The organism is Streptomyces sp. NBC_01166 (genome assembly GCF_045039765.1).
GTDB lineage: Bacteria > Actinomycetota > Actinomycetes > Streptomycetales > Streptomycetaceae > Streptomyces.
Map to the genome: position 1 here is coordinate 8,299,042 of NZ_CP108613.1, position 16,192 is coordinate 8,315,233.

At 69.3% G+C, this 16,192-nt stretch carries 12 protein-coding genes; 11 read left to right on the forward strand and 1 reads right to left on the reverse strand.

All coding sequences use genetic code 11. The features are described from left to right. Window positions 1-9: 9 nt before the first annotated feature. From OG379_RS37590 to OG379_RS37640, 11 genes are all read left to right on the forward strand, one after another. Complete coding sequence (locus tag OG379_RS37590; protein ID WP_405667776.1) at window positions 10-1,227, forward strand: hypothetical protein; 1,218 nt, start codon at window positions 10-12, stop codon at window positions 1,225-1,227. 83 nt (window positions 1,228-1,310) lie between these two features. Then, complete coding sequence (locus OG379_RS37595) at window positions 1,311-3,602, forward strand: Ig-like domain-containing protein (RefSeq protein ID WP_405667778.1); 2,292 nt, start codon at window positions 1,311-1,313, stop codon at window positions 3,600-3,602. Window positions 3,603-3,848: 246 nt separating this feature from the next. After that, window positions 3,849-4,808 (forward strand): dihydrodipicolinate synthase family protein, encoded by a 960-nt coding sequence (locus OG379_RS37600; RefSeq protein WP_405667780.1) that lies wholly within the window; start codon window positions 3,849-3,851, stop codon window positions 4,806-4,808. Beyond that, entirely contained in the window at window positions 4,805-6,811 is a 2,007-nt protein-coding gene (locus OG379_RS37605) for an ABC transporter substrate-binding protein (RefSeq protein ID WP_405667781.1), read from the forward strand. The genes OG379_RS37600 and OG379_RS37605 overlap by 4 nt, the downstream gene beginning before the upstream one ends. 18 nt (window positions 6,812-6,829) lie before the next feature. Next, window positions 6,830-7,831 carry an ABC transporter permease gene (locus OG379_RS37610; RefSeq protein ID WP_405667783.1) on the forward strand — a complete coding sequence of 334 codons (1,002 nt, stop codon included), beginning with the start codon at window positions 6,830-6,832 and terminating at the stop codon, window positions 7,829-7,831. Between the two features lie 6 nt (window positions 7,832-7,837). After that, entirely contained in the window at window positions 7,838-8,995 is a 1,158-nt protein-coding gene (locus OG379_RS37615; protein ID WP_405667785.1) for an ABC transporter permease, read from the forward strand. Between the two features lie 9 nt (window positions 8,996-9,004). Then, window positions 9,005-10,045 (forward strand): ABC transporter ATP-binding protein, encoded by a 1,041-nt coding sequence (locus OG379_RS37620; protein WP_405667787.1) that lies wholly within the window; start codon window positions 9,005-9,007, stop codon window positions 10,043-10,045. Then, window positions 10,042-11,094: an ABC transporter ATP-binding protein gene (locus tag OG379_RS37625; protein ID WP_405667789.1), complete on the forward strand. Its 1,053-nt coding sequence runs from the start codon at window positions 10,042-10,044 to the stop codon at window positions 11,092-11,094. Before OG379_RS37620 ends, OG379_RS37625 begins: the two co-directional genes overlap by 4 nt. After that, a complete protein-coding gene (locus tag OG379_RS37630) occupies window positions 11,091-12,197 on the forward strand; it encodes an exo-alpha-sialidase (RefSeq protein WP_405667790.1) in 1,107 nt (368 codons plus the stop codon). Before OG379_RS37625 ends, OG379_RS37630 begins: the two co-directional genes overlap by 4 nt. Next, window positions 12,194-13,615, forward strand: a complete 1,422-nt coding sequence (locus OG379_RS37635; protein WP_405667792.1) for a DUF5060 domain-containing protein — start codon at window positions 12,194-12,196, stop codon at window positions 13,613-13,615. Before OG379_RS37630 ends, OG379_RS37635 begins: the two co-directional genes overlap by 4 nt. Then, window positions 13,612-14,589, forward strand: coding sequence for a DUF5605 domain-containing protein (locus OG379_RS37640; protein ID WP_405667794.1), 978 nt, complete (start codon window positions 13,612-13,614; stop codon window positions 14,587-14,589). The genes OG379_RS37635 and OG379_RS37640 overlap by 4 nt, the downstream gene beginning before the upstream one ends. 1 nt (window position 14,590) lies before the next feature. Here OG379_RS37640 and OG379_RS37645 read toward each other — a convergent pair whose 3' ends face one another. Continuing rightward, window positions 14,591-16,075: an ABC transporter substrate-binding protein gene (locus OG379_RS37645; RefSeq protein WP_405667796.1), complete on the reverse strand. Its 1,485-nt coding sequence runs from the start codon at window positions 16,073-16,075 to the stop codon at window positions 14,591-14,593. Between the last annotated feature and the right edge of the window lie 117 nt (window positions 16,076-16,192).

Genomic DNA, 16,192 nt, shown 5'->3' on the forward strand with positions numbered 1-16,192 from the left:
GGGCCCCTCATGTCAACCGTCAGCCGCAGAGCCCTCCTCGCAACCGTCGGAGCCACCGCGACCACCGCGGCGCTCGGAGACATCGGAGCGAGCGGGAACGCGCACGCCGTAGAAGGCTCCCCGGGCAGCCGTCCCGCCCGTCCGCGACCCGTCGCGCCCGTCGACCAGGAGGTGGCCGCCGCCCACAGCATCGACTACAAGGCTCTGCCCCAGCAGGTCGTCGGGGTCGACGTCGAACAGCTGATGACCGTACACACCGAGGCGGACACGGAGCGCCTTCGCGCCCTGCTCGTCGCCGAAGTGTGGAAATCCGCCGACGGCCGGCTTCCCGGCACCCTGCCCGAGGTGGAAAACGGGGTCGCCGCACCCGAACTGCCCGCCTTCACCGGACTGCGGCGCATCGACAGACTCACGGTGACCCTCCCGTACGACCTGAGGTCAGTGGTCTACCTCCTCCTGCCGCGCCGCCCTGCCGGCCACGGGCGCTTCGCCCTCTACCACAACGGTCACGGTGAGACGCCCGAGACCATGCAGCGCACCGCGCAGGCACTCGTGGACGCCGGCTACGGCGTGCTGCTGTGCGCGATGCCGCTCTACCACTGGAACCCGAAACAACTGCGCAGCCCCACCGACCCGGACACCATGGTGACCCCCGAGTCCCACAACGACCTGGGGCCCTGGGAGACCGAGACGTTCTCCACCCTCCGGTTCTTCCTGGAACCGCTCACGGCCGCGGTGAACCATGTCAGCCGGACCTACCGTCCCCCCTCCCTCCAGATGATCGGCCTGTCCGGCGGTGGCTGGACGGCCACCGTGTATCCGGCGCTCGACCCGCGGATAACCCGCAGCTACCCGACCGCAGGATCACTGCCGTTCTTCCTGAGGTCCGCCCCGCCCAAACCGAGCCCTACCACCGGCGACTGGGAGCAACGCCTCGACAGGCACCCGGTGTTCTACGGCATCAGCGACTTCCCGGACATCTACGCGCTGGCGTCCGTCGGGAGGCACCGACGTCAGATGCAGATCCTCAACCGTTTCGACGCCTGCTGCTTCAACGGTGTGGGGCATCGCAGCTACGAGCCCGTGGTGCGGCAGCGGGTGGCGGTCATCGGCAACGGCCACTGGGAGCTCCTGGAGGACGCCACGCACGGGGAACACACGATCAGCCCGCACGCCCTCGACGTCATCCTCTGGGACCTCGACGTGAACTGTTCCGACGAACCCTGAGAGGCGCACACCCCTCCCTCGGCGTGCCGGACCCCGTCTCCGAGGCGCCGAAGCACCCTCGATCCCCTGAGGAGAGACCCGTCATGAAACCACTGAACGGAACCGCCCCCGGCACGAGCGACGGGACGGACAGACCGCTGGGACGGCGCGCCTTCGTCGTGGGCGCGGGCGTCATCCTCGGCACCGCCGCGCTCCGGATACCTTCGGCCCGGGCGTCCGGGAAGCTCGCCGCGGCGGCCGAGGCCGCCGGCGGCGTACTCGCCTTCCCCGGAGCCGAGGGCGGCGGCCGGTACGCCACCGGAGGGCGCGGCGGCTCGGTCTACGAGGTCACCACCCTCGCCGACTCCGGGCCGGGCTCCCTGCGCGACGCCGTGTCCGGCAGCGACCGCACCATCGTCTTCCGGGTGTCGGGCAACATCGAACTCGAGGGCGGCCTGGACATCACGGGGTCGAACATCACCATCGCCGGACAGACCGCGCCGGGCGACGGCATCTGCGTCGTCGGCAACGAGACCAAGGCCAAGGACGTCGAGAACATCATCATCCGTCACCTGCGGTTCCGCGGCACGGATACCCTCGGCACCCCCATCGACACCTTCGGCATGGAGCGCTGTCGCAACGTCATCGTCGACCACTGCTCCTTCAGCTGGGCGGTCGACGAGGTCTGCTCCGCCTACGGCAACGAGAACTTCACCCTGCAGTGGTGCGTCATCGCCGAAGGGCTTGCGATGTCCGTCCACGAGAAGGGCCTGCACGGCTACGGCGGCCTGTGGGGCGGCGACAACGCGAGCTACCACCACAACCTGCTGGTCCACCAGGGAGGGCGTAACCCGCGCTTCAGCTTCGTCGAGGACGTGCCCCAGCGGGCCGACCACCGCAACAACGTCATCTACAACTACGGATACACCTCGTGCTACGGAGGAGAGTGGGCCGACGGCGTCAACATGGTCGGCAACTACTACAAGCCCGGCCCGAACACTCTCGCCACCATCGCGCCGGTCATCGTCTCACCCGACCGCGGCGGAACCTGGCACGTCGGGGGCAACGTCATCGAAGGCCATTCCGACATCACGGCGGACAACACCCGCGGGATCGTCCTCCCGGTCGGCGGGGCCACCCTGAGCCAGGAGCCGCTCGACGTCCCCGACCCGATCGAGGCGCAGTCGGCCAAGGACGCGTACGAGGCGGTCCTGGCCGGTGCCGGTGCGATCCTGCCGCGCCGCGACGCCGTAGACGCACGTGTCGTCAACGATGTGCGCCAGGGCACCGGGCGCATGATCAACTCGCAGAAGGAGGTCGGCGGCATCGTCCCGCTCGTCTCGGCGGAGGCGCCCCGGGACAGTGACCACGACGGCATTCCCGATGCCTGGGAGAAGAAACACGGGCTCGCGAAGAACGATCCCGCGGACGGTGGCGCCATCGACCCGGACACCGGCTACAGCAACCTGGAGCTGTACCTGAACTCCCTGCGGCGGACCGGCGCGGCGAACCCCACGGTGACACTGACCGCTCCGGCCGCCGACAGCGTGTTCGCCTCCTCGGCCGGTACCCACGACATCACCCTGCGTGCCGACGTCGCGGCGCAGGAGGGCGCGACCATCGCCTCGGTCGTCTTCCACGCCGACGACAAGAAGATCGGTGAGGTGATCTCCGCACCGTACGAGGTCGTCTGGAGCAACGCCCCCGAGGGCACCCACCACCTCACCGCCCGAGTCACGGACAGCACGGGTACGTCCACGACGTCCAGCATGGTGCCCGCACACGTCAACCGCGTGACGACGCTGGGGGACTGGACCGCCAAGGACATCGGCAAGGTGCCCATCGAGGGGGCGGCCGCCCTGAAGGGCAAAGTGTTCACCCTGCGCGGCTCGGGCAAACTCAGGGGCCGCAAGGACTCGGGCCTGTTCGTCCACCGGACCGTCGACGCACCCGGCGACGAGGTCGTGGAACTCATCGCCCGGCTCGACTCGCTCAGCGCCGTCTACGAGGACGTCCTCGCGGGCATCATGATCCGGGAGAACCTCACCGCCGACTCGCCCTTCAACCTCCTCGCCGTCTACGCCGCCAAGGGCGGCATCAAGGCCGTCGTGAAACGCATCCACGCGAACGGCACGGAGGTGAGCGCCGGCACCTATCCCTACGAAGAGGACGAGAAGCTCGACGACGGGCCTTACTGGCTGCGCATCACCCTGCGCGGCGACGAGTTCACCTCCGAGATCTCCCCGGACTCCCTCCAGTGGACCCGCGTCGGCTACGAGCGGATCCCGATGGGCGACAAGGTCTACGCCGGGATGTTCGTGGACGGCAACAAGGAAGCCAACGACGTCGCCCACTACGTGACAGCCGAGTTCAGCCAGGTGAAGATCAACCACTGACCGCGGAGCGGCCGCCGGTCCTCGGCCGCCGGGCCCGGAATCGCTCCACGCAAGGCCGCCCGGAGCCGTCGCACCAGGCGGCCCGTACGAGCCATGCCCGACGGGCGGACCCCTGTGGTATGCCGCAGGTCGACCACGCCTGATTGAAGTCCACGTGCACAGACCCATTGCCTGTGTCGAAAGGGTTGACGACCGATGTCGCGCTCAAGAGACTCATGGCATTCCACCGACATGCCGCGAGGTACCATGCCGAGACACGAGCTCCACGGGATCATCGCACCAACCGTTCTCCCCATGAACGCGAAGGGCTCACTCGCCCGGTCCTCGCTGGAATGCCACCTGACCGGACTGATCGAGGCCGGCGTCCACGGCCTCTGGATCAACGGCACCACCGGGGAGTTCCACGCACTGGACGCCGGCGAGCGTGCCCTCGCCGTGACCGTCGCCGCCGAGACCGCCGGAGGCCGGCTGCCCGTCATCGCACACGTCGGTGACACCGCGACGGCGGTGACGGTGCGTCATGCACGGGCGGCGATCGACGCAGGGGCCGACGAAGTCGCCGTCATCGCACCCTACTTCGCCAACTACGGCAGGGAGGAGCTTCGCGACCACTACCGCGCCGTGGCGGAGGCCGTGGGCTTCCCCGTCCTCGCCTACCACATGCCCCAGCTCACCCGGTGCTCCCTGACCGTGGAATGCGTGATCGACCTCACCCGCGAGGGCGTGCTCTGCGGAATCAAGGACAGCGCGGGCGACATGACCTGGCTGCGGAGGCTGTTGCGCCGGGCCGGCGGCCAGGGCGTCGATGTGCGCTGCTTCGCCGGCGGCAGCAGCCTGACCGACCTGTCCCTCTACGCCGGCACCGTCGGAGCCACGTCCTCCCTCGCCAATGTGACACCCCGTCTGCTGGTCAATCTGTACGACGCGGCACGCGCCGGGGACTGGCCGTACGCCCGGATGCTCCAGGAACAGCTGGAGGACCTGCTCGAGCTGATGCGCGCGGCGCGCCACGAACCGACGCTGCTCGCACTCGTCAGCACCTTCAAGTTCGTCCTGGCCGCCCTGGGCCGCATCGATGAAGCCCACGCCGCCGTTCCGCTGGCACGCCTCGACGACGAGGAGCGGCGCAAGCTGACCGCCACCGTCGTCCCCAAGGTCCGTGAGCTGGAAGAAGCGGCACGTACACGCAAAGGAGCGTGGACATGAATCCTGACCGCACGCCATCCCCGGCGCAGCGCGGCGTGCTCGACCGGCGCACCCTTCTGCGGGCCGGCGGCGGCCTCCTGGTGGCCGCGTCGCTGTCCGGCTGCGGGTTCTTCGACACCGAACCCGAGGGGGCCGCGGCCACCGGAGGAGCGAAGGGGAAGGAGGCGCCGGCGCTGAAGAAGCTCGCCGACGCCGGCAAGCTCCCGAAGGTCGCCGACCGGCTTCCCGGCACCCCGTTGAAGGTGACCCCGTTGGAGAAGACGGGCGTCTACGGCGGGACCTGGAACTCGGCGATGATCACTCAGGAAGACGTGATGTGGCTCCGCTACAGCATGGGCTACGAGCCGCTCGTCGCCTGGGCGCCCGCCTGGCAGGGCATGACCAAGACGAAGATGCTGCCGAACGTGTGCGAGAAGTACGAGGTCAAGGGCGGAGGGAAGGAGTTCGTCTTCACCCTCCGCAAGGGCCTGAAGTGGTCGGACGGCAAGCCGGTGACCACGGACGACTTCGCGTTCGCCTTCACCGAGTACAACGTCGATCCGGACCTCCACCAGGACGGCGTCTACGGCCTGTGGCTGTCCCGGTCAGGCAGACCCGCGAGGTTCGAGGTGGTGGACCAGCACACCGTGCGGTACGTCTACGAGGAGCCGAAGCCCGGCTTCCTGGAGGAGATCGCAGGGACCTCAGGCGTCGTCATGCTCCTGCCCGCGCACTACCTGGGCCAGTTCCATCCCAAGCACGGCAGGAACGCGGAAGCCCTGGCCAAGAAGGCAGGCCTGGCGAGCTGGATCGACTACATGCCCCTGCGGGCGGACTGCTGGGCCAACCCGGAACTGCCCACCCTCAACGCCTGGGTGGCCAGGAACGAGGTCGGCAAGGGCAGCAGCCTCGTCGCCGAACGCAACCCGTACTACTGGAAGGTCGACCCCGACGGGAGCCAACTCCCGTACATCGACAAGGTGGTCGTCGAGAACATCCAGGACGTCGAGGTCGAGGTGCTCAAGGTCACCAACGGCGACCTCGACATGCAACTCACCCACTTCGGGACGATCCGCAACAAGCCCGTGATCGCCCGCAACCGGCAGAAGGGCGGCTACCGGCTCATCGAGGTGAAGTCCGCCCTCGCCAACACGATGATCATCGGGTTCAACCAGACGCACCCCGACGCGAGGAAGCGCCGGTTGTTCGCGAACAAGGACTTCAGGATCGGGCTCTCCCACGCGATCGACCGGCAGAAGATCATCGACACCATCTACGGCGGCCAGGGCGTCCCCTGGCAGTGCGGTCCGGCCGAGGGCGACGAGCTCTACGACCGCGAACTCGGGAGCCAGTACACCGAGTACAGCGCCGCCCGGGCGAACGAGTACCTCGACAAGGCCGGCTTCACCCGGAGGAACGGCGACGGCACACGGCTCACGAAGGACGGTGACCCGCTCTCCTTCACGGTACTCGTCGTCTCCGACCAGCCGGACCAGGTGGACGCCCTCGACCTGATCCGGACCGACTGGCAGAAGGTCGGCGTCAAGGCGAACATCCAGCGACTCGCCGAGACCCTGTACTGGGAGCGCGTGGAGGCCGGTGAGTCGGAGGGTGCGACCTGGCAGGGCAGCTCCTTCGACGTGCGCACGGGCGAGGGCGGCAACCACTACTACCTCCCCTCCAACCCCCGGGGCTCCTCCCGGTTCGGCGGGCAGTGGGCCAAGTGGTACACCCGGGGCGGCAAGGCGGGGGAGCGGCCGCCGGCCCGGGTGCGCGAGCAGCTCGAACTCTTCGACCGGATGCGCCTCACCTTCGACCCGTCCCAGGCGCTCGGCCTGGCGAAACAGATCCTGGAGATCACCAAGGAGGAGTTCTACTACATCGGGATCTCCACCCCGCCCGCCGAGTACGGCATCGTCAGGAACAACGTGCACAACGTGCCTGAGGAGTTCAGCGCGGCGGTGGCGCACCAGGCCCCCGGGCCGAGCAACCCGTCTACGTACTTCATCTCGGGCAGAGTCTGACGCGGACGGGAGACGCCCATGCTCGCGTTCCTCACGCGCCGGGTCATGTGGATGGCCGTCACCCTGTGGGCGGTCTCGCTGGCCTCGTTCTTCATCATCAGCCTGCCGCCGGGCGACTACGTCTCGACCCTCCAGGCCGAGGCGGAGAGCCGCGGCGAGCTGATGAGCACCGCACAGCTGTCCGCCCTGCGGTCACGGTACGGACTGGACCAGCCCTTCCTCGCCCAGTACTGGAAGTGGATCTCCAACATCATCTTCCACGGCGACTTCGGACAGGCCTTCGCCTGGAACAGCCGGCCGGTCTCGGACCTCATCTGGGACCGGGTCGGTCTGTCCTTCTTCCTCTCCGTCTCCACGCTGCTGCTCGTCTGGGCCATCGCCTTCCCGATCGGGATCTTCTCCGCCGTACGCCAGTACTCGCCCGGGGACTACGTGGCCACGTTCTTCGGATTCTTCGGGATGGCGGTGCCCGAGTTCCTGCTCGCCCTGGTCTTCATGTGGGCCGGCATGCGCTTCTTCGGGCAGAGCCCCGGCGGCCTGTTCTCCCCGGAGTACCAGGACGCCGCCTGGAACCTCGGCAAACTGCTCGACCTGGCCGGGCACCTCTGGCTGCCGATCCTGATCATCGGCATGTCAGGCACCGCCGGCCTCATCCGCATCACGCGCGCCAATCTCCTCGACGAGCTGTACAAGCCGTATGTGGTCGCCGCCAGGGCCCGGGGCATGCCCGAGTGGAAGCTGCTGCTCAAGTACCCGGTGCGGATGTCCCTGAGCCCGTTCTTCTCCACCGTCGGATGGCTGCTGCCCGGACTCATCAGCGGCGAGACGATCATCTCCATCGTCATGAGCCTGCCGACCACCGGACCGCTCCTGCTGAGCGGTGTGGAGAACCAGGACATGTACCTCGTGGGCAGCTTCATCCTGATCCTGTCCACCCTGACCGTCATCGGGACCCTGGTCAGCGACCTCGCCCTCGCCTGGTGGGACCCCAGGATCCGGCACCGCTACGAGGGAGGGTGAGCCGCCGTGCTGACCAGGACCAAGAAGCCGGCCGCGGCGCCGGAGGCCGAGGGGTACACCGACGCCGACCTGGACGTCGCGTCCGGCCGGAACAACTCCCCCTGGCGTCTCGTGTGGCGCAAGTTCCGCAAGCACAAGCTGGCGGTGGCGGGCGCCGTGGTCGTGCTGCTCGCCTACTTCGTCGTCGTCTTCGCGGAGTTCCTCGCCCCGGGCTCGCCGAGCTCCGGCGACTCGGCACACACCTACGCACCGCCCCAGATGGTCAAGGTCGACATCAGCTGGGACGACGGCCTGCGGATGTACGTGAACGGCTACCGCACGGTCCGCGACCCGGAGACGTTCGAACAGATCCACACCGTCGACCCGGACCAGCGCGTCCCCGTGCGGTTCCTGGCCCGGGGCGACTCCTACGACATGTGGGGGCTGATCCCATGGGACCGCCATCTGATCGGCGCCGTCGACGCGGACGACAGCGTGTACTTTCTCGGCAGCGACCGGTCCGGACGCGACCTGCTGTCCCTGATCATCCACGGCTCGCGGGTCTCGCTCTCCATCGGCCTCATCGGAGTCGCCGTCAGTTTCCTCCTGGGCCTCTTCTTCGGCGGGATCTCCGGATACTTCGGCGGCGCCCCGGACACACTCATCCAGCGGATCATCGAGTTCCTGATGGCCATCCCGACGCTTCCGCTGTGGCTGTCGCTGTCCGCCGCCGTGCCGGCCGACTGGGGGCCGATGATGCGGTACTTCGCCATCACCACCATCCTCTCCGTGATCGGCTGGACCGGACTCGCCCGGGTGGTGCGCGGGCGCTTCCTCTCCCTGCGCGAGGAGGACTTCGTGACCGCGGCCCGCCTGGACGGCTGCGGACGTGTCCGGATCATCTTCCGGCACATGGTGCCCTCGATGTCGAGCCACGTCATCGCCTCGCTCACCATGGCGGTACCGGCGATGATCCTCGGCGAGACCGCCATGAGCTTCCTCGGCCTCGGCCTCCAGTCGCCCGCGATCAGCTGGGGCGTCCTGCTCCAGGAAGCGCAGAACGTACGGACGCTGGAGACCGCGCCGTGGCTGCTGATCCCCGGAGCGGCGGTCTTCGTGACCGTGCTCGCCATGAACTTCGTCGGCGACGGGCTGCGGGACTCCGCGGACCCGTACAAACAGTAAGGGGGCGCGATGCCTGCAACGGAAGCATCGCGGGAGCAAGGGCTGACGCCACCGTCGCGGAACATCCTCGAAGTCGAGGGCCTGCACACCCGGTTCGAGCTCGAGGACGGCGTGGTGCACGCGGTCAGCGGAGTCGACCTCACCATCGGGCACGGCGAAGTACTCGCCGTCGTGGGGGAGTCGGGCTGCGGCAAGAGCGTCATGGCCCGCTCGGTCCTGCGCCTGGTCGACCGGCCCGGCCGGATCACAGCCGGGGAGATCCGGGTCATGACCGCCGACGGCACGGCCGACATGGTCACAGCCGACCCGGCCACGGTGCGGGAGGTACGCGGCAAACGCGTGGCCATGGTCTTCCAGGAGCCCATGTCCTCGATGAGCCCCATGCACACGCTCGGCAACCAGATCGGCGAGGCGATCCGGCTGCACGAGCCCGTGACCAAGGCCGAGGCGCGCACACGCGCCGTGGAGCTCCTCGGCCGCGTCGGCATTCCCGCCCCCGAGCGGCGAGTCGACGAGTACCCGTTCCAGATGAGCGGAGGCATGCTGCAACGCGTCATGATCGCCATGGCGCTCTCCTGCGGTCCGCAACTGCTCATCGCCGACGAACCGACGACGGCCCTCGACGTCACCACCCAGGCCCAGATCCTCGACCTGCTGCGCACCCTCCAGCGGGAGACCGGGATGTCCGTCATGCTCATCACCCACGACCTCGGGGTGGCCGCCCAGATGGCCGACCGCGTCGCCGTGATGTACCTGGGGACGGTGGTCGAGGAAGGACGTGTCGAAGACGTCTTCCGGGCTCCGCGCCATCCGTACACCAAAGCCCTCCTGCGGTCCGTGCCCAAGCTGGGCTCCGGATCGCGCGAGCGCCTGCGCCCCGTGCGCGGCATGGTCCCGCACTCCTACCGGCGACCGCCCGGCTGTCCCTTCCACCCGCGCTGCGACGAGTTCATGGCCGGCCGCTGCGACGTGACGGTGCCGCGGCCGGTGCCGGATCCCGGACGGGCCGGCGCAGTGAGCTGCCTGCTGTACGAGGAGACCACCCCATGACCGCACCGTCCTTCGAAGCCCCGGCAACGGAGGCCGCGGGCGCCCCCCTGCTGCGGACGCACGCACTCACCAAACACTTTCCCATCCGCCGCGGGCTGCTGGGACGCACCGTCGGGCAGGTGCGCGCGGTCGACGGCGTGGACCTGACCGTGCCGGCCGGACGCACCGTGGCCCTGGTCGGGGAATCGGGCTGCGGCAAGAGCACTCTGGGCCGCTGCCTGATGAGGGTGTTCGAGCCCACCTCCGGCGAGATCTCCTACCGTCGCACGGACGGCACGGTGATCGACCTCGCCCAGCTCGACGAGCGGGCCCTCAAGCCGTACCGCAGCGAGATCCGTCTCGTCTTCCAGGACCCGTTCGCCTCACTCAACCCACGCATGACCCTGCTCCAGATCATCGGCGAGCCCCTCCGCGTCAACCTGGGCCTCGGCCGCGCCGAGACCGAGGAACGGGTCGCGGAACTGCTGCGCCGCGTGGGACTGCGCCCCGAGTACCTGCGGCGCTACCCGAACGCCTTCAGCGGCGGCCAGCGCCAGCGCGTCGGCATCGCACGTGCCCTGGCTCTCGCGCCGCGCATCGTCGTCGCGGACGAGGCGGTCAGCGCGCTCGACGTGTCGGTGCGTGCCCAGATCCTCAACCTGCTGAAGGATCTCCAGGACGAGTCCGACCTGACGTATCTGTTCATCTCGCACGACCTGGGCGTCGTGGAGTACATGGCCGACGAGATCGCGGTGATGTACGTGGGCAGGGTCGCGGAGACGGGTGCGACAGCCGATCTGTACGGGCAGCCGCTGCACCCGTACACCGAGGCCCTGCTGTCCGCGGTGCCCGACCCCGACCCAGGCGCGCGCCGCCGGGAGCGCATCGTGCTGCGCGGCGAGGTGGCCGACGCCTCGGACGTGCCGCCGGGCTGCCCGTTCAACCCGCGCTGTTTCTACGTGCGCGACCGCTGCCGTACGGAGGTCCCGGCGCTGCGGGAGATCGCCCCCGGCCGGACTGCGGCCTGCCACTTCGCCGGAGAGCTGGACCTGAAAGGAGTCGGAGCATGACAGGGACGGAACAGGGGAGCCGGCCGGAGCAGGACCCGAGATTCGACGGCGTACTGCGCCCCAGGGCGGGCGACCCCGCCGTCCGGGAGGCGCTGCTGCCAGCCCCGCACCCGGGCGACAGCCACGCCGCGAGCCTCCTCGAACTCGACGACGGCGACGTGCTGTGCGCCTGGTTCAACGGCCCCGACGAGGGCGACCGCGACACCGACGTCGTATTCTCCCGGCTGCCGCTGGGCGCGGGCCGCTGGACCGGCGCCGTCGCACTGTCCACCGACCCGGACCGCTCCGAACAGAACCCCGTCCTCGCCCAGCGGCCCGACGGAACGGTGTGGCTCTTCCACCCGTCGAACGAACCGCACGACCAGAAGACCGCCCACCTGGTCGCCCGCGTCTCGCACGACCGCGGCCGCACCTGGGACCCCCCGCACATCGCCCACGAGGGCCCCGGCGTCTACGTGCGCAATCCTCCGCTGGACCCCGGCGACGGCACCTGGCTGCTGCCCGCCTACCGCTGCCGCCGCGACGCCGAGCACAGCATCGTCCTGATCAGCGAGGACGACGGTGCCGCCTGGAAGGAGTACGACGTCGCCGGGACCGATCACCTGGTCCAGCTGAGCGTCGTCCGACGCGTCGACGGATCACTGCTCGGCCTATTGCGCAGCCGCGCCGCCGACCGCATCCACTCCGTGACCTCCACCGACGCGGGCCGCACCTGGAGCCGCGCAGTGCCCACCGAGCTGCCCAACAACAACTCGGGGGTCCAGTTCACCAGGCTCAGCAGCGGCGCACTGGCCCTCGTCTACAACCACGCGAGTCTGGAACGCGGCGAGTTCCGCTGGGTGGGGGAGGGCGCGGGCCGGCGGAAGAAGGCGCTGCGCACCCCGCTCACGGTGGCCCTGTCCGACGACGACGGACGCACCTGGCCCTGGCGCCGTGACCTGCAGACCGCCGACGACGAGTACCGGGACACCGAGTACGGCTACTCCTACCCGTGCGTCATGCAGAGCCGCGACGGTCTGCTGCACATCGCCTACTCCTACCTCCGCAAGACGATCAAGCACGTGACGGTGACCGAGGACTGGGTCAGGGAGGGTGGCTCGTGACCGCCTGCGAGACGGTGGAGCGGTGGGGCACCTTCGAACTGACCCTGAACGGTCCGTCCGAGGGTAACCCCTACCAGGACGTCACGTTCGGAGCCGACTTCCGGCACGGCCACCGGGTGGTGCGCGCCGACGGGTTCTACGACGGCGACGGCGTCCACCGGGTGCGGTTCATGCCGGACCGGGAAGGCCCGTGGACGTACACGACGCGATCCTCCGCGCCCGCCCTGGACGGCTCCGAGGGCGGGTTCACCTGCACACCGGCCGGCCCCGGCAACCACGGCCCGGTCCGTGTGGCGGGGCCGCGCACCTTCCGGTACGCGGACGGCACGCCGTACCTGCCCTTCGGCACCACCTGCTACCACTGGACCCACGACGAGGACGACAAGGCGGAGGAGCAGACGCTGCGCACCCTCGCGGCGTCCCCGTTCAACAAGGTCCGCATGTGCTTGCTGCCGACCCGTGACATGAACCCGCCTCGACTCGTGTTCCCTGGCGTCACCCCGGGGCCGCCCGGACCGGGTCACCTGGACAGGACCCGCTTCGACCCGGCCTTCCTCGACCGTTTCGAGCGCAGGGTCCGGGACCTGCGGGATCTGGGCGTCGAGGCGGACGTCATCATCCTCCACCCGTACGACAAGGGGCACTGGGGCGTCGACGACATGAGCCGCGACGAGGACCTGTTCCTCGTCCGCCACGTCGTCGCGCGCCTTGCCGCGTACCGCAACGTGTGGTGGTCGATCGCCAACGAGTACGACTTCAACACCGCCAAGAGCGTCGAGGACTGGGACCGCATCGGGCAGTACGTCCAGCGGTCGGACCCCTACCAGCACCTCAGGTCCATCCACAACGGCACCCGGATGTACGAGTACGAGCGGATCTACGACTTCCGCACCCCCTGGACGACCCACCAGTCGATCCAGCACTGGGACGCGAGATTCGCCCGGGACTGGCTGGAGAAGGCACCCAAACCGGTGGTGATCGACGAGATCGGCTACGAGGGGATCCTCGGCCGCCGCTGGGGCAACCTGTCGGGACGGGTACTGCTGCGGCAGTTCTGGCACGGCATGACCGCCGGTGCCTACGTCGGTCACGGCGAGTGCTTCCCGGAGCAGGACCCCGACGGCCGGGCCTGGATCTCCCGGGGCGGCCGGCTGCACGGCGAGATCCCGTCCCGCATCGCGTTCCTGCGGCGGCTGTGGGAGGAGTCCGCCGATGACGAGTTCGTCTACTTCGGTGACCGGCGCCACCGCCACCGCGACGTGACGCTGCCCGGTGACGGCGGCCCGTGGGCCGTTGACCTGATCGACACCTGGAACATGACGGTGACCCCGCTGCCCGGCGGGCCGCACAGCGGCCCGGTGCGCGTGCCGCTGGACCACCGGCCGGACCTGGCACTCCGTATCCGGAAGGCGACATGACGACTCACCCGGCGACCCCGCACGCCGACCACGGCCCGGTACGGGCGCACGGCACCCGTTTCCGGCACGCCGACGGCACGCCGTTCCACCCCTGGACCACCAGCGTCCCGCAGGCAGGCGACGACACCCTTCGCGCGCTTGCGGCGTCCCCCTTCAACAAGGTGCGGCTCCTCGACGCCTCCCTGCCCCTGGACCGCCTCGACCACCAGGTCGGAGCCCTCGGCGCGCTGGGCGTGCAGGCCGAGGTCCAGCTGCGCGGCCGCGACATCCCGGAGACCGTCAGGCGCCTCGCCGGCCGGTCCAACGTCTGGTGGTGCGCGCCGCCCGACCCCGAAGCGCAGACCGACATCCAGGAACACGACCACGGCCATCACCCGCTCACCGTGCACGGCGCTCCGGACACCGACTTCGGCGCTCCGTGGATCACGCACGCCTCCGTGGCGCACCCGCAGACGCGGGCCGTGTCCGGACTGGTCCGGGACCTGTGCAAGCCGGTCGTCGTCGACGACTGCGGCTCCGAGGGGGACGACCCCGACGACCCGGAACAGGCCCTGCCCGGAGCCGAGTTGCTGTGCAGGATCTGGGAAGCGGTGTGCCGCGGCGGCTACGGCTCGCACGCCGAGTCGTGGGGCCCGGACCCCTGGAGCGCGGGCGGCGGGCGGCTGAGCGGTACCGCCGTCGAACGCGTCGCGTTCCTGCGGACCGTGCTCGACGAGGCACCGGCCGGTCTCGGCCACACACCCGAGACGCACGACGCCTCGACGCTGGAGGCGCCGGGCGAATACGTCCTGCAGTATCACGGCCCGCACCGCTATCCCCGCAGGTCCTTCGCACTCGCCGGAGGCCCGTGGAGCGTGGAGATCCTGGACACCTGGAACATGACCGTGCGGTCCCTGGACGACTCCGGCGGTGGCAAGGCGACGGTCGAGCTGCCTGCGGAGCCGTATCTCGCGGTACGGCTCCGCAGACGGTGACTCACCAGTCGAAGCCGGCCGCCACCTGCGACTTGATGTAGGCGGGGATGTCGACCGTCTCGGTGACCTTCAGTGCCGAGGAGACCCGCAGGCCGTCCTGGAGGACGTGCTGCCGGAACACCGAGTACATGGGCAGGTCCCAGTACTCCGTGTTCTCGTAGTTCTGCAGGACGGCGTTGTCCCCCCAGAAGACCGCCGAGGTGTCGATCCCGTCGAGCTCGGGGATCGCGGTGCCGAAGGCCGCCTCGACGGCACGCGAGCGCAGTGCGGGCTTCATTCCGTGCCGGGCCAGCTCGACCTGCCCCTCCTGGGAGACCAGCCACTTGAGGATCTGGAGGGCCTGCGCCTTCTTGGCCGACTGCGGGGGCAGGAAGGCCGCGATGCTGTTGGGCTGGTAGACCGCGTTGTCGCCGCCCCCGAGGACCGGCACGGACGTGATACCCAGTTCGATGCCGTCGGCGAGCCCGCGCCACTCCTCGGCGTCGTCCTCCTGGAGGTAGAGAGGGCTGAGAGCGTAGGCGTTGAGCTTCCAGAGGCTGTCGACCGCCATGGCCACATGGCCGGTCAGCAGGTAGTCGTCCACCGTGGTGAAGATGTTGTGGGGATGGAGCAGGAAGCGCTCCAGGTTGATTCCGAGCCGCTGCCAGCCCTCCGAGGTGATGTTCACCTTCACGTCCTCGGGCGCAGGCGTCCCGCCCGGGCCCGGCACGAACGGGTACAGCCCGAGTTGGTTGAACTCGAGGTAGAGGTCCGGGTGCTGGAGATACCCCTTGTACGCGACCAGGTTCTTCTCGAAGGTCAGCTTCTTGGCGAGGCGGAACGCCTCGTCGTAGGTGACGCCGTTGGCCGGTGTTCTCAGGCCCTTCATGTCGAAGATCTTCTTGTTGTGGAACATGACGTACTCGTCCACGAACACGGGAACGCCGTACATCCCGCCGTCCGAGCGGGCCTTGATCGTGGCGACCGCGGCCGGGTTGAGCGAACCGAGGTCGATGCCGGTGGTGCGGAGGTCGTCGGTGAGATCGCGGGTCCAGCCGAGCGGTTCCAGGTCGCGGTCGATGCGCCGGCGCGGGTCCTCGAGGATGATGTCGGGTACGACACCGGCCTTCTCGAGGTCCTCGTACCGCACGGGCTGGTCCCAGGCCACCGCCTTGATCTTGACCCCCGGGAACGCCGCGCGCATCGCGTCGCCGATGACCGTGTCGAAGAAGCCCGGGTTCTCGAAGGGCTTGTAGTTGGCCATGAAGATGAACAACTCGTCGTCGCACACTTCGAACGGCTCGCCGTACTTGTTCGGGACGACCGTGCAGGTGGCGGCCGAAGGGGCGGCCGCTGTCCGCCCGGTGGCCGGACGCGCCTGAGCTGGAGCGGACGCGCCGAGCGTGACGCCCGTGAGCGCGGCCGCGCCCACCGCGGCGGCGGCACCGCCGACGAACTTCCGGCGGCTGGGCGGCGGCTGTTCGCTCTGCTGCGGTTGTGAGGTCATGCGGGTGCCTCTCCTTCGGAGGGGGAGCGCCGACGGTCCTGGAGACGCGATCGGCGAAGGAACGCCACTGGTATGCCAGGCGAATGCCACAATGGTTCCCCTGACGGAAGATGCGGT

Bases quoted from the DNA above. Each gene is read 5' to 3' on its own strand.
- OG379_RS37605 (WP_405667781.1), top strand. From the start codon at position 4,805: ATGAATCCTGACCGCACGCCATCCCCGGCGCAGCGCGGCGTGCTCGAC.
- OG379_RS37630 (WP_405667790.1), top strand. From the start codon at position 11,091: ATGACAGGGACGGAACAGGGGAGCCGGCCGGAGCAGGACCCGAGATTC.
- OG379_RS37625 (WP_405667789.1), top strand. From the start codon at position 10,042: ATGACCGCACCGTCCTTCGAAGCCCCGGCAACGGAGGCCGCGGGCGCC.
- OG379_RS37620 (WP_405667787.1), top strand. From the start codon at position 9,005: ATGCCTGCAACGGAAGCATCGCGGGAGCAAGGGCTGACGCCACCGTCG.
- OG379_RS37600 (WP_405667780.1), top strand. From the start codon at position 3,849: ATGCCGAGACACGAGCTCCACGGGATCATCGCACCAACCGTTCTCCCC.
- OG379_RS37595 (WP_405667778.1), top strand. From the start codon at position 1,311: ATGAAACCACTGAACGGAACCGCCCCCGGCACGAGCGACGGGACGGAC.
- OG379_RS37645 (WP_405667796.1), bottom strand. From the start codon at position 16,075: ATGACCTCACAACCGCAGCAGAGCGAACAGCCGCCGCCCAGCCGCCGG.
- OG379_RS37590 (WP_405667776.1), top strand. From the start codon at position 10: ATGTCAACCGTCAGCCGCAGAGCCCTCCTCGCAACCGTCGGAGCCACC.
- OG379_RS37610 (WP_405667783.1), top strand. From the start codon at position 6,830: ATGCTCGCGTTCCTCACGCGCCGGGTCATGTGGATGGCCGTCACCCTG.
- OG379_RS37640 (WP_405667794.1), top strand. From the start codon at position 13,612: ATGACGACTCACCCGGCGACCCCGCACGCCGACCACGGCCCGGTACGG.